This is a genomic window from Polaromonas sp. DSP2-3-2b2, from assembly GCF_049895905.1.
GTDB lineage: Bacteria > Pseudomonadota > Gammaproteobacteria > Burkholderiales > Burkholderiaceae_C > Polaromonas.
Genome location: NZ_JAFCTH010000009.1, coordinates 145,218 through 163,049 on the forward strand (window position 1 = coordinate 145,218; position 17,832 = coordinate 163,049).

General features: G+C 62.7%; 15 protein-coding genes and 1 pseudogene. 7 read left to right on the forward strand and 9 right to left on the reverse strand.

Annotation, left to right across the window (positions count from 1 at the left end; genetic code table 11):
• Positions 1–36: 36 nt before the first annotated feature.
• A complete protein-coding gene (locus ACP7AD_RS10165; protein WP_426146372.1) occupies positions 37–858 on the reverse strand; it encodes a phosphatase PAP2 family protein in 822 nt (273 codons plus the stop codon).
• A 127-nt stretch (positions 859–985) separates the two neighbouring features.
• Here ACP7AD_RS10165 and dbpA point away from each other — a divergent pair, with 127 nt between their 5' ends.
• Both dbpA and ACP7AD_RS10175 read left to right on the forward strand, forming a co-directional pair.
• A complete protein-coding gene (gene dbpA, locus ACP7AD_RS10170) occupies positions 986–2,395 on the forward strand; it encodes an ATP-dependent RNA helicase DbpA (protein ID WP_426146370.1) in 1,410 nt (469 codons plus the stop codon).
• An 82-nt stretch (positions 2,396–2,477) separates the two neighbouring features.
• Positions 2,478–3,212: an SDR family NAD(P)-dependent oxidoreductase gene (locus ACP7AD_RS10175; RefSeq protein ID WP_426146369.1), complete on the forward strand. Its 735-nt coding sequence runs from the start codon at positions 2,478–2,480 to the stop codon at positions 3,210–3,212.
• A 218-nt stretch (positions 3,213–3,430) separates the two neighbouring features.
• Here the strand turns inward: ACP7AD_RS10175 and ACP7AD_RS10180 are convergent, their stop codons facing one another.
• The 5 genes from ACP7AD_RS10180 to ACP7AD_RS10200 all read right to left on the reverse strand — a co-directional run bounded on the left by ACP7AD_RS10180 (position 3,431) and on the right by ACP7AD_RS10200 (position 8,268).
• Positions 3,431–4,399 (reverse strand): branched-chain amino acid ABC transporter permease, encoded by a 969-nt coding sequence (locus ACP7AD_RS10180; RefSeq protein WP_426146367.1) that lies wholly within the window; start codon positions 4,397–4,399, stop codon positions 3,431–3,433.
• Positions 4,400–4,568: 169 nt separating this feature from the next.
• Entirely contained in the window at positions 4,569–5,453 is an 885-nt protein-coding gene (locus tag ACP7AD_RS10185) for a branched-chain amino acid ABC transporter permease (RefSeq protein ID WP_426146365.1), read from the reverse strand.
• Between the two features lie 81 nt (positions 5,454–5,534).
• A complete protein-coding gene (locus ACP7AD_RS10190) occupies positions 5,535–6,728 on the reverse strand; it encodes an ABC transporter substrate-binding protein (protein WP_426146364.1) in 1,194 nt (397 codons plus the stop codon).
• A gap of 59 nt (positions 6,729–6,787) precedes the next feature.
• A complete protein-coding gene (locus ACP7AD_RS10195) occupies positions 6,788–7,492 on the reverse strand; it encodes an ABC transporter ATP-binding protein (protein ID WP_426146363.1) in 705 nt (234 codons plus the stop codon).
• A 2-nt stretch (positions 7,493–7,494) separates the two neighbouring features.
• Complete coding sequence (locus ACP7AD_RS10200; RefSeq protein ID WP_029526237.1) at positions 7,495–8,268, reverse strand: ABC transporter ATP-binding protein; 774 nt, start codon at positions 8,266–8,268, stop codon at positions 7,495–7,497.
• Between the two features lie 719 nt (positions 8,269–8,987).
• Here ACP7AD_RS10200 and ACP7AD_RS10205 point away from each other — a divergent pair.
• From ACP7AD_RS10205 to ACP7AD_RS10220, 4 genes are all read left to right on the forward strand, one after another.
• Positions 8,988–10,448 (forward strand): efflux transporter outer membrane subunit, encoded by a 1,461-nt coding sequence (locus ACP7AD_RS10205; protein ID WP_426146360.1) that lies wholly within the window; start codon positions 8,988–8,990, stop codon positions 10,446–10,448.
• 63 nt (positions 10,449–10,511) lie between these two features.
• Positions 10,512–11,861, forward strand: a complete 1,350-nt coding sequence (locus ACP7AD_RS10210; RefSeq protein ID WP_426146359.1) for an efflux RND transporter periplasmic adaptor subunit — start codon at positions 10,512–10,514, stop codon at positions 11,859–11,861.
• Positions 11,858–12,613, forward strand: coding sequence for an ABC transporter ATP-binding protein (locus tag ACP7AD_RS10215; RefSeq protein WP_426146357.1), 756 nt, complete (start codon positions 11,858–11,860; stop codon positions 12,611–12,613). The genes ACP7AD_RS10210 and ACP7AD_RS10215 overlap by 4 nt, the downstream gene beginning before the upstream one ends.
• The gene (locus tag ACP7AD_RS10220; RefSeq protein ID WP_426146355.1) at positions 12,613–13,821 is read left to right on the forward strand and encodes an ABC transporter permease; all 1,209 of its coding nucleotides are present in this window, start codon (positions 12,613–12,615) and stop codon (positions 13,819–13,821) included. Before ACP7AD_RS10215 ends, ACP7AD_RS10220 begins: the two co-directional genes overlap by 1 nt.
• Before the next feature lie 30 nt (positions 13,822–13,851).
• Here ACP7AD_RS10220 and ACP7AD_RS10225 read toward each other — a convergent pair whose 3' ends face one another.
• Genes ACP7AD_RS10225 through ACP7AD_RS10235 form a run of 3 tightly spaced genes read right to left on the reverse strand, consistent with a single transcriptional unit; the run spans position 13,852 to position 17,076 of the window.
• A complete protein-coding gene (locus ACP7AD_RS10225) occupies positions 13,852–15,306 on the reverse strand; it encodes a hypothetical protein (RefSeq protein WP_426146353.1) in 1,455 nt (484 codons plus the stop codon).
• Complete coding sequence (locus ACP7AD_RS10230) at positions 15,299–16,681, reverse strand: KGGVGR-motif variant AAA ATPase (protein WP_426146352.1); 1,383 nt, start codon at positions 16,679–16,681, stop codon at positions 15,299–15,301. Before ACP7AD_RS10230 ends, ACP7AD_RS10225 begins: the two co-directional genes overlap by 8 nt.
• Positions 16,681–17,076 (reverse strand): hypothetical protein, encoded by a 396-nt coding sequence (locus ACP7AD_RS10235; protein ID WP_426146350.1) that lies wholly within the window; start codon positions 17,074–17,076, stop codon positions 16,681–16,683. The genes ACP7AD_RS10230 and ACP7AD_RS10235 overlap by 1 nt, the downstream gene beginning before the upstream one ends.
• A 178-nt stretch (positions 17,077–17,254) precedes the next feature.
• Between ACP7AD_RS10235 and ACP7AD_RS10240 the strand changes: the two are divergent.
• Positions 17,255–17,758: pseudogene (locus tag ACP7AD_RS10240) on the forward strand (FtsX-like permease family protein); the annotation flags it as partial.
• Positions 17,759–17,832: the final 74 nt, after the last annotated feature.

Consider the following 17,832-nt stretch of genomic DNA (forward strand, 5'->3'; position numbering starts at 1 on the left):
CCTTTTGGCAGCGACGGCGTTGTTGCTGGCGTGGCCTCACGGTTGGCGCTGGCGGTAGCGCCTGAGTTCCAGCGCGGCGATGCACACCGCCAGCCAGGCCGAGCCCGAGGCAAAACCGGCCAGCACGTCACTGGCAAAGTGAACCTGCAGGAACACGCGGCTGCTGCCCACGGTAAACGCCAACGCCGCTGCCAGCGCCACCATTGGCAGGTGCGCGCGGGCGAAGCGGGCCGGCAGCAACCGCACCAACAGATAGGCCAGCATGCCATAGGCCACGACCGAACCCGACGCATGGCCGCTCGGAAAGCTCCAGCCGTCGGCAAAGGCCAGGGCGTTGTCATGCACCGGGCGGGTGCGTTCAAAAATGCTTTTCAGCGTCCGGTTCAGCAGCGCATTGCCGACGAACGCCAGCACCCAACCCAGGCACAGGCCGCGCTGGCGCTGGCGCAGCAGCCACAGCGCACCCAGAATGCACAAGCTGGTCAGTGTGAGGGTGTCGCCAAAATGGGTCAGCAGGGCAAACACCCTGAAAGCGCCCGGGGCCAGCGTGGAGCGGATCGTGTCCGAGAACAGCAGGTCCAGCTGGCCCAGCTTGCGGCCGTCGCCCAGGTTTTCAGCGATTTCGGCAAACAGCGATGCCGCGCCGATGATCAGCGCAAAGCCTAGCGCGAGGTAGCCCAGCAGGTAGGCCAGTGGCGTGAACCGGCTGGTGTCCTGGTGGACGCCGTAGCGCAGGCCCAGCCACCACAGGCCGCTGACGGCGGCGATGACCGCCGCCAGCGCCACGCCAAAGGCGGGCAGCGCATGAAGGGCCAGCGACTGGACGGCGTTCAAAACAGCAGGTGAATCAAGTTCCATGGCGGTATGTCAGGTGTCCAAAACGGCGGCAAAGGCAAGGGCGCGGGCACCGCCAAAGCTTACCGGGGTTTGCCGCAGCAGCCTTGCCCGGCCGCAGGCAGGGCGCGAGTCACGATAATCAAGGGATATGACTACTCCTTCTACTGACTTCAGCGCCCTGTCGCTGCCGGCCCATGTGCTGGCCAACCTGACGCAACTGGGCTACACCCAGATGACGCCGATCCAGGCCGCCGCCCTGCCGGTCGCCTTGCTCGGCAAGGACCTGATCGCCCAGGCCAAGACCGGCAGTGGCAAGACCGCCGCCTTCGCGCTGGCGCTGCTGGCAAACCTGAACGCCCGTCGCTTCGCCATCCAGGCGATGGTGCTGTGCCCGACGCGCGAGCTGGCCGACCAGGTCACCACCGAAATCCGCCGCCTGGCGCGCGCCGAGGAAAACATCAAGGTCGTGACGCTGTGCGGCGGCGTCGCGCTGCGCGGCCAGATCGCCAGCCTGGAGCACGGCGCGCACATCGTCGTCGGCACGCCGGGCCGCATCATGGACCATCTGGGGCGCGGCAACCTGAACCTGGAGGCCATGAACACGCTGGTGTTAGATGAAGCCGACCGCATGCTCGACATGGGCTTTTTCGACGACATCGCCACTGTCGTTAAGCAATGCCCGAAAGAGCGCCAGACCTTGCTGTTCTCGGCGACCTACCCGGAAGGCATCGCCAAGATCAGCCAGCAGTTCATGAAGAACCCGCAGACGATTACCGTGCAGGCGCAGCACGAGAAAAGCAAGATTCGCCAGCGCTGGTACCAGGTCGAGGACAGCGACCACGACGAGGCGCGCCTGGACGCGGTGGCGCGCGTGCTGAGCCACTACCGGCCGGTCAGCACGCTGGCGTTTTGCAACACCAAGTCGCAATGCCGGGCGCTGGTGCAGCTGCTCAAGGACAAGGGCTTCATCGCCCTGGCGCTGTTCGGCGAGCTGGAGCAGCGCGAGCGCGACCAGGTGCTGGTGCAGTTTGCCAACCGCAGCTGCTCGGTGCTGGTGGCGACCGACGTGGCCGCGCGCGGGCTCGATATTTCGCAGCTGGAGATGGTCATCAACGTCGATGTGACGCCGGACAGTGAAATCCACATCCACCGCATCGGCCGCACCGGCCGCGCCGACGAGGAGGGCTGGGCGATTAGCTTGGCGAGCATGGACGAGATGGGCTCGGTCGGCAAGATCGAGGTGCTGCAAAAGGCCGAGTCCGAATGGCACAAGCTGGAAGAATTGACGCCCGCGAGCAAGGAGCCGCTGCGCCCGCCGATGGCGACGCTGCAAATTGTTGGCGGCCGCAAGGAAAAGATCCGCGCCGGCGACGTGCTCGGCGCGCTGACCGGCGAGGCCGGCTTCACCCGCGAGCAGGTCGGCAAGATCAACGTCAACGAGTTCTCGACCTATGTGGCGGTGGACCGCCGTATTGCGGCTGACGCGCTGCACAAGCTGGCCATGGGCAAGGTCAAGGGCAAGAGCGTGCGGGTTCGGCTGATGGAAGACGAGGCCTGAGCGAATGCACGGCATTTGCATGATCAAACCAGCTGTTTGCGCTTGCTGTGCTTGCGCTGAACGCTATGAATAAAGAAGCATCATGAACCCTGCTGAAAATCCGCCTTCCGGCGCGGCGCTGGTGATCGGCGCCGCTGGCGGCCTCGGAGCGGCGCTGGTGGCGAATCTTTCCGGCGCGGCCGGCGGGCCGCAGCCTTATGCGGCGGTGCTGGCGCTGAGCCGCAGCAGCCTTCCGGCCATTGACTATGGCGATGAAGCGAGTTTGAAAGTGGCGGCGGACTGGGTCGCGGCGCAGTGCGCTTCGCGGCATCTTGAGCTTCGCCTGCTGGTCGTCGCCAGCGGCTTTCTGCACGGCCCGCATGGCCAGCCCGAACGCAGCTTCAGCCAGCTGGACGCCGGCTATTTGCAGCATGTGTTTCAGGTCAACGCCATCGGCCCGGCGCTGGTGATGAAGCATTTCCTGCCGCTACTGCCCCGGCAGGGCCGCTGCGTGGCGGCGTTCGTTTCCGCCAGGGTCGGCAGCATCGGCGACAACGCGCTGGGCGGATGGTACGGCTACCGCGCCTCCAAGGCGGCGCTGAACCAGCTGGTCAAAACCGCGTCGGTCGAGATGACCCGGCGCAACCGCGCGTCGGTTTGCGTCGCGCTGCATCCGGGCACGATCGACACCGCGCTGAGCCAGCCGTTTGCCAAGACCGGCTTGAAAGTGCGGGCGGCCAGCGAAGCCGCCGGCGACCTGCTGGCCGTGATGGGGGGGTTGCAGCCGGCCGACACCGGCAGCCTGATGGACTACCAGGGCCGGACGCTGCCTTTTTGAGCGGTATCCTGCTGAAATTTCGCTCCTGCTTTCAGTGTCTGGCCGGTCAAGCTGGCTGGCGCTGCGACGCTGCCATTTTTTAAGAGAAAACAGGCTTTTGCGCATACCGCAACTGCGCTAGCAGCTATAAAAAGCATAGTCAAGCGAAAAAGTGCGCGGCAAGTTGCCTTGCGCGTATTTTGTCTTTGACCGGCGCCAGCACCGGCGCCGGTGTAGCGTCAAGCCTGCTTGGCAGCCAGCTGCGCGGCCGCCTTGCGGCGCTCCCGCAATGCCTGCAACTCGCCGACCACGCCCTTGCGGAAGGCCAGCACGCAGAGCACGAAGATCACTCCGATGATCACCGTGACCCAGGAGCCGACCTTGTCGGCCAGCAGGTTCTGCAACGAAATCACGATGCCCGCGCCCATCACCGGGCCGAAGAAGGTGCCCACGCCGCCCAGCAGCGACATCAGGATCACCTCGCCGGACATCGACCAGTGCACGTCGGACAGCGTGGCAAAGCCCATGACCAGCGTCTTGAGCGAACCGGCCAGCCCGGCCAGCGCTGACGACAGCACGAAGGCCAGCAGCTTGTAGCGGTCCACCTGGTAGCCCAGCGAAATGGCTCTAGGCTCGTTTTCCCGGATCATTTTCAGCACCTGGCCAAACGGCGAGTTGACGATGCGCGTGATGAACAGGAAACACAGCACGAAAATGGCCACCACGAAGTAGTACATGGCCGTGTCGGACTGGAGTGAGAACATTCCGAGCAGATTGCCGCGCGACACCCCTTGCAGGCCGTCCTCGCCACCGGTGAAGGGCGCCTGCAGGCAGACGAAATACACCATCTGTGCAATCGCCAGCGTGATCATCGCAAAGTAGATTCCCTGGCGGCGAATCGCCACGGCGCCGACCACCAGCCCGATGAATCCGGCGCCCACGGTGCCGGCCAGAATCGCCAGTTCAGGCGTCCAGTTCTGTTCCTTGACGAACCAGCCAGTGATATAAGCGGCCGAGCCGAAAAACGCGGCATGGCCGAACGACAGCAAGCCGGTAAAGCCCAGCAGCAAATTGAACGCGCAGGCAAACAGCGCAAAGCACAGCAGCTTCATCACGAATACGGGATAGAGACCGATGACCGGCGCGGCCAGCAGCAGCGCCAGCAGCGCGATGTAGGTGATACGGGTGATTTTTTTTGAGTTGTTCATTGGATGGTTCCGAAGGGCATGGTGTGCAACGAGCCAAGCGCAGCGGGGAGCGCAGGTGCGCCCCCTCCCAGCAAGCAGGGGCCGCGGAACCGGCTTTGCCGGGCCGCAGGCGCAGCGGCCCACCCGGGGGGCAGCGAACCACACGAAGTGGGGAGCGTGGGGGCCATGTTCATGCTTCTTTGCCAAAAAGTCCTGCGGGCCGCACCATCAGTACGATCACCATCACGACGAACACCACGATGCTGGAAGCCTCGGGGTAAAAAACGCGCGTCATGCCCTCGACCAGGCCCAGCGCCAGACCGGTGATGACCGAGCCCAGAATCGAGCCCATGCCGCCAATCACGACCACGGCGAACACGATGATGATCAGGTTTGATCCCATCAAGGGGTTGACCTGGATGATCGGTGCGGCCAGCACGCCGGCCAGCGCCGCCAGCGCAGCACCGGCGCCGTAGGTCAGCATGACCATCATCGGCACGTTGATGCCGAAGGTCTGCACCAGCGCGGCGTTTTCGGTGCCGGCGCGCAGGTTGGCGCCCAGGCTGGTGCGCTCGATGATGAACCAAGTTCCCAGGCAGACCACCAGCGACACCAGCACCACCCAGGCGCGGTAGTTCGGCAGGATCATGAAGCCCAGGTCGGTGGCGCCCGACAGCAGTTCGGGCACCGGATAGGACTGGCCCGAAGCACCATACAGTTCGCGGAAAACGCCTTCGACGATCAAGGCCAGGCCGAAGGTGAGCAGCAAGCCGTACAAAGGGTCGAGCTTGTACAGGTGCTTGAGGAACAGCCGCTCGATCACCACGCCGAAGGCGCCCACCACCAGCGGCGCCAGCACGAGCGCAAACCAGTAGTTGATGCCAAACTTGTCGAGCATGATCCAGGCAGCGAAGGCGCCCAGCATGTAGAGCGCGCCGTGCGCGAAATTGACCACGCCGAGCAGGCCGAAGATGACTGCCAGCCCCAGGCTGAGCATCGCGTAGAACGCGCCGTTGACCAGGCCCAGCAGCAGCTGGCCCAGAAACGCTTGATGGGGAATACCGAAAATTTCCATGGGTGACCGTCAGTTCATGCCTTGCCAAGTTAAAAAAAAGCGGCTGGTCGCGCCAAGCGACCAGCCGCCCCGTGCTTCAGCTTATTTTTTGATCAGTGCGCACTTGGACTCGGCCGCCGTGGTGAAGGCCTGGTCGCCAGGAACCTTGGCCACCAGCTTGTAGTAGTCCCATGGCACCGTCGATTCCTTGGCCGACTTGACCTGATACAGGTACATGTCGTGGATCATCCGGCCGTCGGCGCGGATCTGGCCCTTGTGGTAGAAATCGTCGATCTTCATGGATTTCATGGTCGCCATCACCTTGTCGGCATCGGTGGTTCCGGCAGTCTGGACGGCCTTGAGGTAGGTCGTCGCGGCCGAATAGTCGGCGGCCTGCAGGCTCGAAGGCATGCGCTTGTATTTGTCAAAGAAACGCTTGGCGAAGGCGCGCGATGCGTCGTCCTGGTTCCAGTACCAGCTGTCAGCCAGCTGCAGGCCTTCGGTGTTGGCCAGTCCCAGGCTGTGCACGTCGTTGATGAACACCAGCAGGCCGGCGATCTTCATGGTCTTGTTGATGCCGAATTCACGCGCGGCCTTCATGGCGTTGGTGAAGTCGCCGCCCGCATTGGCCAGCGCCAGCACCTGCGCCTTTGAGGTCTGGGCTTGCAGCAGGAAAGACGAAAAGTCCGAGGCATTGAGCGGATGGCGCACCGCGCCGGCCACGGTGCCGCCATTGGCCTTGACCACGTTGGACGCGTCGCCTTCGAGCGAATAGCCAAAGGCATAGTCGGCCGTCAGGAAGAACCAGTTCTTGGCGCCGGACTTGACCAGCGCCGTGCCGGCGACCTTGGCCAGGGCCACGGTGTCATAGGCGTAATGCACCGTGTACGGCGAGCAGGCTTCATTGGTCAGTCGGGCTGATCCGGGACCAATCGCCATGAAGGGGCGCTTCTTTTCTTCGGCGATCTTGGCCATGGCCAGGGCCGTGCCGGAGTTGGTGCCGCCAATCAGCATGGACAAGCCGTCTTTGTCGATCCATTCTCTAGCCTTGGACGAAGCCACGTCGGCCTTGTTCTGGTGGTCGGCGGTCAGCACCTCGATGGGACGGTTCAGCACCTTGCCGCCGAAATCCTGCACCGCCAACTTGACCATTTCACCGCCGGCCGGGCCGTCGATGTCGGCATACAGGCTGGACATGTCGGTGATAAAGCCGATCTTGACCGGACCGGTGTTCTGCGCCGAAGCAGCAGCGGAAAATCCGAGCGTGATGGACAGCGCGAGTAGTTTGAGTTTCATTTTTTTGTCTCCTGGTTGCGTGGTTGAAACGGTTGAAAAAAGGCGGGCAGGCTTGTGGCCTACACGCCCAGGTACTCCTGCAGCATGCCCATGTTCTGGCTCAGCTCGGATTGGGCAAACTGCTTGACGATCTGGCCGTGTTCCATGACATAAAAGCGGTCGGCCAGCGGCGCGGCAAAGCGGAAGTTCTGCTCGACCAGCACGATGGTGTAGCCCTTGGCTTTCAGCGCCAGGATCATCTCGGCGAGCTTTTGCACGATCACCGGCGCCAGCCCTTCGGAGATTTCATCGAGCAGCAAGAGCCGCGCGCCGGTGCGCAGAATGCGCGCCACCGCCAGCATCTGCTGCTCGCCGCCCGACAGGCGGGTTCCGGGGCTACTGGCACGTTCCTTGAGGTTGGGGAACATGGCGTAGATCTCTTCAAGCGTCATTCCGCCCGGCGCAATCGTCGGCGGCAGCATCAGGTTCTCTTCAGCCGAAAGGCTGGCGAAAATGCCGCGTTCCTCGGGGCAGTAGCCCACGCCGAGCCGGGCCACCTTGTGCGGCGCGAGCTTGAGCGCTTCTTCGCCGTTGACCCTGATCGAGCCCTTGCGGGCACCGGTCATGCCGACAATGGCGCGCAACGTGGTGGTGCGGCCAGCGCCGTTGCGGCCCAGCAGCGTGACGACTTCGCCTTCGTTCACGGTCAGGTTCACGCCATGCAGGATGTGCGACTCGCCATACCAGGCGTGCAGGTCTTCGATGCGGAGCAGTTCTTTGGTCATGGTCAGTGCGCGCCTTGCAACTCGGTGTTGGTCGTGCCCATGTAGGCTTCAATGACCAGTGGATTCTTCGCCACCTCGGCATAGGGGCCATCGGCAATGATGGCGCCGCGCTGCAGCACGGTGATGCGGTCGGCAATCGACGACACCACGTTCATGTTGTGCTCGACCATCAGGATGGTGCGGCCAGCCGAGACTTTCTTGATCAGCTGCGTGACCCGGTCCACGTCTTCATGGCCCATGCCCTGCGTGGGTTCGTCCAGCAGCATCAGCTCGGGCTCCAGCGCCAGCGTGGTCGCCAGTTCCAGCGCGCGCTTGCGGCCATAAGGCAGGTTGACCGTCAGCACGTCGGCAAACTGGCCCAGGTCGACTTCATCGAGCAGGGCGCGGGCACGGTCGTGCAGCGGGTACAGCGTGCTTTCGGCCTTCCAGAAATGAAACGACGTGCCCAGGTTGCGCTGCAGCGCGGCGCGTACGTTTTCCAGCACCGTCATGTGCGGGAACACCGCAGAGATCTGGAACGAGCGGACGATGCCGCGCCGGGCGGTCTGCGCCGGCTTTTCGAAGGTGATGTCGGTGCCGTTGAAGGTGATGCTGCCGCGCGTGGGCGTCAAGAACTTGGTCAGCAGGTTGAAGAAGGTCGTCTTGCCGGCGCCATTGGGGCCGATGAGCGCATGAATGTGCCCGCGCTGGACTTTCAGGTCCACATTGTTGACCGCAATGAATCCCTTGAATTCTTTGGTCAGGCTGCGCGTTTCAAGAATGAAGTCCACTGGCAAATTGGCTCTCCGGCAGGTTGGGTTGAGGTCACTTCATTTCACGAAACGGCCTGTACGGCTGTTGCACAGCGTTTCGTGAAACTTACAGGGCAATCCTATTCATGCAGAGGACGCGCCGCTACCGGGTTAGACCCTTAGGTAGTTTTTCGTAATGAAAGGTAGCGTCCCGTGCCACTTTCAAGTCACTGAATCCAGACTGGATACGGCACCTTGTGTCCGGCAGACTGGCTGCTGCGATCCGGCCTGGCTTCAATTCATGCCCCGGCTGCGAAAATGCTTCTGGCCGTGCGCTGTCTGCGTGAAATGGAAAGTAAGGCCGCACGCCAATTCAGTCCGGATTTTGAGTAAAAGTGCTTCTTGCGTTTGATTACACATGCACTAGTCGATATTGAATTAGTAGCACTTATTGATTGGAACCCGTCGCTGCGGCTGTTCGGCTGTTTATCCTTGCTTGCCCCGTGTTGGCCGGGCCGGCGCTGCCCCTAGCGCAGCGAAGGGTTCCAGACAGCCGGATCGCCTTTCTTTTGCTTACTTTTCTTCGGCGAAGCAAAGAAAAGTGAGTCACCGCCGGGCGATTCCCGGCCAGCAAAGCGAAGCAGCGCCCACAAGACGAAGATCAAGCCATGCCAACCCAAGCTTTACATAAATTCATCAATCATCAGGGATTACCCGGCCATCACCGCCGCAAAATGACCAAGCCCGCCCCACCGTCTGACCCGATGCCGCTTAAACCTCCCGCCCATTGCCTGCCCCGCAAAGCCCGCAACCGCTTGGCCCCGCTGGCCTTGGCGCTGGCAGCGCTGCTTTCAGCCTGCGCGTCAACCACGCCTTCCAATCAAGCCCTGCCGGAAACGCAAGTGCCCGCCGAATGGTCAACGCCCGCGCCTTACGCCTCCGGCCCCGCCGACGCCGCGTCGCTGGCCGTATGGTGGCAGGGCTTTCAGGACCCGCAGCTGACCGAACTGGTCACCCGGGCATTGCAGGCCAACACCGACATCCGCACCGCGCAGGCCGCCTTGGGGCAGGAGCGAGCGCTGCGCGACGTGAGCGCGGCCGGACTTGGTCCCCGGGTGGACACCTCGGCCTCAGCGCAGCGCAGCAAGTCGGGCGGCAGCCATGCGGGCAACCTGTTTCAGGCCGGCTTTGATGCCAGCTGGGAGCCCGACGTGTTCGGCGGCAACCGCAGCGCATTGAACGCGTCCGATGCCGATGTCGGGGCCGCCACCGCCAGCCTGGGCAATGTGCAGGTGTCGCTGGCCGCCGAAACCGCCATCAATTACCTCCAGCTGCGCGGACTGCAGGCGCAGCGCCTGATTGCCCAGGGCAGCCTCGCGGCGCAGCGCGAGACGCTGCAGCTCACCCGCTGGCGCGCCCAGGCCGGGCTGGCGTCGTCGCTCGACGTGGAGCAAGGCATTGCCGCCAGCGAGCAGACCGCCGCGCAGATTCCGTCGCTCGACATTGGCATCGCGCAGGTCGCCAGCAGTCTGGCGGTGCTGACCGGCCAGTCGCCCGGCGTGCTGCGCAGCGAACTGGCAACGGACGCGCCAGTGCCGCAGGCGGCAGCCGACCTGGCGCTGGCCTTTCCGGCCGAAACCCTGCGCCAGCGCCCCGATGTGCGCGCTGCCGAGCACCGCATCACGGCGGCGCTGGCCCGCATGGCGCAGGCCGATGCGGCGCGCTACCCCGGCTTTCAGCTGAGCGGCTCGCTCGGGCTGCGCGCGCTGACGCTGGGAACGCTGACCGGCGGCGCGTCGGTCGCCAACGCGCTGCTGGCCGGCGTCTCGGTGCCGCTGTTCGACGGCGGCGCGGCGCGGGCGCAGGTGCGCGCGCAGCAGGCCGCGCTGGAGCAGGCGCGCCTTGGCTACCAGGCCACGGTGCTGATCGCGCTGAAAGACGTCGAGGACGCGCTGGTGTCGCTACAGGGCAACCGCGAGCGCTTGGCCCGTCTGCAGGCGGCGGCTGAAGCGGCCGGCAATGCAGACCTGCTGGCCCGCCAGCGCTATGCCAGCGGGCTGATCGACTTTCGCGCGGTGCTGGAAACCCAGCGCACCTTGCTTTCGACGCAGGACAGCGTGGAAAGCACCCGCGCCAGCCTGAGCACCGACCATGTGCGGCTGTACAAGGCGCTGGGCGGCGGCTGGACGCGCGCGCTGGAGTCGCCGCCCCAGCCGCCGGCCTAGCCGCGCACGGCACGCACCCTTTTTCTCGCCACTTCACACGCCATTCGCGCCCACGCCCACGCCATGAACACCCCCAAGCCCCTTGCCGCTTCGCCCTCGCCCGCATCGCCGTCCACGCCGTCGGCCGACGACCTCCAGGCCCTGCTGAACGAGGACCAGGCGCGGCCCTGGTGGCGGCGCCCCGCGCCCTGGATCGTCGCCGCGCTCGTCGTGGCGCTGCTGGCCGGCCTGGCGTACTGGCAGGCCGGGCAAAAGGCCAGCGCCTTGCCGCGCTATGTGACGCAAACCGTCAGCCGGGGCGGCCTGACCCTCAATGTGCTGGCCAACGGCACGCTGCAGCCGACGCGCGCGGTGAACATCGGCAGCGAACTCTCGGGCACCGTCAAGCGTGTGCTGGTCGATGTGAACGACCGCATCAAGAAAGGCCAGGTGCTGGTCGAACTCGACACCGCCAAGCTGTCAGACCAGGTGCTGCGCTCGCGCGCCTCGCTGGCCGCCACGCAGGCGCAGCAGGCGCAAAGCAGCGCCACCGTCAAGGAGTCCAGGGCCAGCCTGGCGCGCTTCGAGGAAGTCGCACGCCTGTCCGGCGGAAAGGTGCCGTCGGCGGCCGAACTCGACACCGCCCGCGCCACCCTGGACCGCGCCGTGGCGGCTGAAGCCAGCGCCCGCGCCAATGTGGCCGAAGCGCGCGCCGCCGTCTCGACCGACGTGACCAACCTGTCCAAGGCGTCGATCCGCTCGCCGATCGACGGCGTGGTGCTGACGCGCACGGTCGATCCGGGCAACGCCGTGGCCGCTTCGCTGCAGGCGGTGACGCTGTTCACCGTGGCCGAGGACCTGACGCAGCTGCGCCTGGAAGTCAACGTGGATGAAGCCGACGTCGGCGCGGTCAAGACCGGCCAGAAGGCCAGCTTCACCGTCAGCGCCTACCCGTCGCGCCGCTACCCGGCCGTGCTGACACGCGTCGCCTTCGGCTCGACCAAGACCGACAACGTCGTCACCTACGTCACCTACCTGAACGTCGACAACACCGACCTGAGCCTGCGCCCCGGCATGACGGCGGCGGCCACCATCATTGCCACCGAGCGCAGCGGCGTGCTGCTGGTGCCCAACACCGCGCTGCGCTTTGCGCCGGCGCAGGACGGCAGCCCGGCGGCGGCGGCGTCCGGCGGCAGCTTTGCCTCCAAACTCATGCCGCGCATGCCACGCCCCGGCGCGCGCAAACCAGCCGACACCAGCGCCGCAGCAGCCGCCGGCGCCAGGCAGGTCTGGGTCCTAAAGGACGGCCAGGCCTTGGCCGTTTCGGTGACCACCGGCATCAGCGACGGCCGCATGACCGAAGTCAGCAGCACCGAACTGCAAGAAGGCATGGCGGTCATCACCGACCAGCAGGCTACCGGGGCCGCATCGTGAGCGACACTGCCCCGCCGCTGATCCGCCTGCGCGGCATCACCAAGCTGTATGGCGAAGGCGCCACCGCGCTGCTGGCGCTCAAGGGCGTTGACCTGGACATCGAGGCTGGCGATTTTGTCGCCATCATGGGCCCCAGCGGATCAGGAAAATCCACCGCCATGAACACGCTGGGCTGCCTGGACACGCCGACCTCGGGCGAATACCTGTTCCAGGGCGTGCATGTCGAGTCGCTCACGCGCGACCAGCGCGCCCTGCTGCGACGGCGCTTTTTCGGCTTTGTGTTCCAGGGCTTCAACCTGCTGGCGCGCACCTCGGCGCAGGAAAACGTCGAGCTGCCGCTGCTCTACCGAGGCGAAGCCGCTGGCGCCCGCCATGCCAGCGCCGCGCGGGCGCTCGACCAGGTAGGCCTCAAGGGCTGGGAACACCACATGCCGTCCGAGCTGTCCGGCGGGCAGCAGCAGCGCGTGGCGATTGCCCGCGCCATCGTCACGAATCCGGCGGTGCTGCTGGCCGACGAGCCGACCGGCAACCTTGATACCCAGCGCAGCCGCGAGATCATGGAACTGCTGTGGCGGCTCAATGCCGACCAGGGCATCACCGTGCTGATGGTCACGCACGAGCCCGACATGGCCGCCTATGCGCGGCGCATCGTGCGATTCGTCGATGGCCTGGTGGAAAGCGATATGCGCAACCCGCACCCGGCCGGATTGGAACATCCCGGCGCTGCCCTGCCCGTGGCGGAGGTCCGCTGATGCTGCTCAACACCCTGCTGCTGGCGCTGCGCTCGATCCGGCGCAATTTGCTGCGTTCCTTTTTAACCATCCTGGGCATCGTGATTGGCGTCAGCGCCGTCATCACCATGGTCACGCTGGGCAACGGCGCGACGCTGGCGGTGCAAAACCAGATTTCCGGGCTGGGCACCAACCTGCTGCAGGTGCGCCCCGGCCAGCGCATGGGGCCGGGCAGCGGCGGCGCCGTCGCGCCTTCGTTCAGCGAACTCGACGCCGACGCCATCGCCAGCCAGATCGGCGGCATTGTGGCGGTCGCGCCCGAGGCCCGCGCCAGCAGCACGCTGGTGGCCAACGGCCGCAACTGGACCAGCAGCGTCATCGGCAGCACCAACGCCTGGCTGCAAACCGGCAACTGGACCATCGGCGACGGCCGGGAATTCTCCCGCGACGAGCTGCGCGCCGGCGCCGCCGTCTGCCTGATTGGCGAAACCGTGCGCCGCGAACTGTTTGGCGCGCGCCCGGCCCTTGGTGAGCCGCTGCGCGTCAAGCAGATTTCCTGCGAAGTGGTTGGCGTGCTGGCGTCCAAGGGCCAGGGCGCCTTCGGCAACGACCAGGACGACGTGGTGCTGCTGCCGATCAAGACGCTGCAGCGCCGCATCACCGGCAACACCCGCATCAACACCCTGCTGGTGTCGATGAAGGAAGGCAGCAACGCCGAGCGCGTGAAGGCCAGCCTGAGCCAGCTGCTGCGCGAGCGACGCAAGCTGGCCGACAGCGACGAGGACAACTTCAACGTGCTGGACACCAAGCAGCTGGCCGACACGCTCTCCAGCACGACGAAGGTCATGACCATGCTGCTGGGCGCGGTGGCGGCGGTGAGCTTGCTGGTGGGCGGCATCGGCATCATGAACATCATGCTGGTCAGCGTGACCGAGCGCACCCGCGAGATTGGCCTGCGGCTGGCGATTGGCGCGCTGGAGCGCGAGGTGCTGCTGCAGTTTTTGATCGAGGCGGTGGCGCTGGCGGCGCTGGGCGGGCTGATCGGCATCGTGCTGGCAACCGGCGCGTCGATCGGACTGGCCAGCCTGATGCAGGTGCCCTATTTGTTTAATCCGACGGTGAATGTTGTGTCATTTGTGTTTTCGGCCGGCATTGGTGTGCTGTTCGGCTATTTTCCGGCCAGGCGCGCCGCCCGCATGGACCCGATCGAGGCGCTGCGGCACGAGTGAACACGGCCAGAAGCTGGCTATCACAAAAATTCACTTCAACGGCTTGACGCCTCCCCGGCGGCCAAGCCCAAAGGCGATCCGATAAACATCGGGCATTTGTATGCGTTGATCAAGCAGGCGTTGAACGATGCCCAAAAGCTCCAAATCACGCAAGATTCCGGGGGTTCCAAGAGCCAGATTTTGTGGGGGCAGTTTGACAGCAGCTTTACCGGCCTTCAATTTTTCTTCCAAGCCTGCCAGCGTGTCGTGCTGGTGCCAGATTTTCTCGAATTCCTGGGTCTCACAAGGCACCGTTAAATTTCCGTAGAGCGGAGCCATCACCAATTGAATCCAAGGGTAATCCTCACCTGTGATCTCCTGCACACGAATCTGTGAAGCTTTTTGTACGCCCGTCTGAATAGCTCTGTAATCAATGGTCAGCGGAAAATCATCGGGAGTATCTTCTGCTGCTGTTCTGAGTGCTGCAAAAAAACTACGCGGACTCACCTGATTCAGACCATCTTGCAGGTGATTAACCAGCCAAGTATAGGGTTTGCCACGTTTTTTACTGCTGCCCATAGCTTCGCCGGCCAATTCGATAAAAAGCTGCTCTTGCAGTGATTCATCAGAGCGCAACAAAGGAGGCAATACCCAGCCATCCCCTTTTTTGATTAATGCAACACCAGATACTTCTTTCACCATACTGCGAAAAGTTGCACCACCTGTTTCTGAGTTGCCCATGCATTGGAAAAATAAAGCATATAAATCAGCCCTTCGCCAATTCAAATCAGCTTTATGTGCCAGAAGTTTGGAAAAATCAGGAAATCCGGTAATGGCAGGGTCTTGCAAGATATCGGGCCGCACAAAAACTTTAAACCGAATCCGGCGCGTGGAACGCGCATCCAAAGCTACTTGCAATAATGCTTTTGCCAATGGGTTGATGTGCTTCCAGTCTTCAGCAAGCCGATCTAGTGCGTCGAACAATATCAGCAAAGTTTCACCGCGTGCATCGAGATTTTTATCTGCCTGATCTAGCAGTTCATCAAAATCTTCCGGATTGGACTGAATCCATTTAACCCGTTCAGACCAACGCTTCAAGGTAGAAAATTCACCGCCAAAGCCCGCGTGAAAAGCCAGCACGGCACGCCAGATGGAGCGCGGGCGATAATTTTCAATCAATTGGGCAAGGACCTCCGCACTGGGTGCATCACTAGTTTCCAGTCTGGTCCCAAAGCCACGTGCTACTTTCAAGCGCGCATTAAAACGAACCTCTGGAAATGCAGTCTGAATAAATTTCCGGTGACTTGGTGATGCGAGTTGCGCCCACCAAAAGCTTTTACCCGCCCCTCGAATCCCCTCGACCAACGTGACTGCTGGGTCCAGAGCACGCGCATGGCTGGGCGGCACATAGGTAAACACAGGAGCACGGTCAGGTACCCCACCGGCTTGATCCAAAGAATCGGCCGCTTCACGGACTCCGGCCCTGAGTTTTTGCACGTCATTCATTATTAGTCCCCTGCAATCTCGATTTCACCCAGGAAATCAGGGCCCCAAATTTGGCATCAATTTCGGCGTCGCTCACGCCGCCCTGTTCCGGGCGAACCTTGGGGTCGAACTCTTGAAAGACTTCATCCCAATCAACCCGGATGGGGAAATGCGGCGCGGCCTCATTACCCATGTCAGGGTTGTAAGGAGCATCATCATCGGACTGAACCACAGGCAACGGCACGGCGGCATTGATGGAAGGAGGCGCAATCTCGTCATAAAGCGTGCTCGAAAACAGCTCGTACGCGTGATTCAGGAATGCTTTGGAGCGGCCTTCCCGGTTGCCCTTGGGGGCCAGCGCCTGCACGATGGCCAGCCGCTCGCGCACTTGCCTGCAGACTTCTGGCCGATGCTGCCAATGCGCAAACAGTTGTTCATAGCCCTGCCAGTTCTGCGCCCCGTCCGTGGCAAATAACAATGCCGTGTCTGCCAAGCTGGTGATGGAAATAGCGGCCACATCATGCAAGCCAGCCCGGCTGTCGATCAGCACGACATCGGGCTGTTCTTGGGCTTCCAACTGCTGCACCACAGATTGCATTCGGGCCGCAAAGCGCTGCAAGCCTGGACGGCCTTCGCGGCTGGGCACGTCGGCATAGACGCGAGCCAGCTTGGACAAATAAGCCGACTCGCCTTGCCCCATGGCAGAGGCCACGCGAATGGTGCCTGGCGTGGTGTCAGCTAGTGGACTGGAGGAGACAAGATTTCTCAAGACAGAGTCACCCTGCCCAACCGCGTCTTCCACAAACCAGTCCACTAGGCCGAACTCGGTGACCCGCTCAGGCGGCAGCAGCAAGCCAGACAGACCGGGAGACTCCAAGTCGAAGTCAAGTAATAAAACCTGCTTGCCTGTACGCGCCAACCCATAAGCAACCATCGCTAAAGCGGTGGATCGGCCAACGCCTCCTTTAAGTCCATAGAAAACAATTCTGTGCGGGTGTGGCTCTGGCTGATTGACAGGGTTAAGCCAGTCTTGACCCATGATTTGACGGTCCAACACCTGAACGGGCAACTCCGGTTTCGCCTGTCCTTCCTCGTCAAAACCGCTAGAAACAGTGGTCAAGTGCCAGTCCGGGCTTTTAAAAAGGACGTCTGGGTTGGATAAATCATCCCTGAAAATGATTTCGCCTTTGGTGGCGTAAGCACCCAGTTTGGCCAATGTGGACTCAAGGTGTTCGCGGGCGTGAGTGGGATATTGGTCTGCATTGCAGTCAATGGCAAAACGTATCCGGCCATAGACATCACGCACCACACACACCGGCCACTCTTTGGGCAGTTCTGGAGCGTGAACTGTTTCAGTAGCCAGTCGCAAGGCATCGTTAAATCGGGTCATTGCCATCACATCACTCCATCAATTTCTGCTTGATCCAGCATTTCATTTATTTCTTGTGCCGCCAGATTCCACTGCGGCAGGGAAGTTAGTGGCAAAGCCGACTCCCTGAAGTAGCGGTGCTCCACTTTCCAGTCTAAGAATTTGTCCACATTGGGTAGCATGGCCAGATAGTGTGTGGAGCGCTGTCCATCGGGAATTAGGTGCCCCAATGAAACAATCTTTGTGTTCAGCTTGGGTAAATGCTCTCGTAATTTGCTGCCAAATGACACGCCACCCTCTGGGTCCTTCTCAACACCGCAAGCGACCAGCAAGGCTTTCAGGCCACATTCAACAGTAAATCCCAGCAGTTGGCCCGCATTCGCCTGGCGGCCAGCATCCATCAAAACGCGAGCGTCTTTCATGTGTCGGCGTGCTGACTCTATATAGTCTACGGGGCGGGGCATCGTCGCTGCGCTCATGTGCTTGAAATCCTTTTGCTACGTTTGGCTGTTGCCAAGACAGACGGTTTCTAGTTTGTATTGCAAAGTCAATGCAGTACTGAAAATCGAGGTTCATTTTCCGCCACTTTTGTACTGTTTCAACGACCAGGACGACATGGTGCTGCTGCCGATCAAGACGCTGCAGCGCCGCATCACCGGCAACACCCGCGTCAACACCCTGCTGGTGTCGATGAAGGAAGGCAGCAACGCCGAGCGCGTGAAGGCCAGCCTGAGCCAGCTGCTGCGCGAGCGACGCAAGCTGGCCGACAGCGACGAGGACAACTTCAACGTGCTGGACACCAAGCAGCTGGCCGACACGCTCTCCAGCACGACGAAGGTCATGACCATGCTGCTGGGCGCGGTGGCGGCGGTGAGCTTGCTGGTGGGCGGCATCGGCATCATGAACATCATGCTGGTCAGCGTGACCGAGCGCACCCGCGAGATTGGCCTGCGGCTGGCGATTGGCGCGCTGGAGCGCGAGGTGCTGCTGCAGTTTTTGATCGAGGCGGTGGCGCTGGCGGCGCTGGGCGGGCTGATCGGCATCGTGCTGGCAACCGGCGCGTCGATCGGACTGGCCAGCCTGATGCAGGTGCTCTATTTGTTTAGGGGCTTAGGAACCAGAGCTTATCGACAGCTAAGCTAAGTTCCTATCGTGATTCAGAAAAACCGGTATTTCAG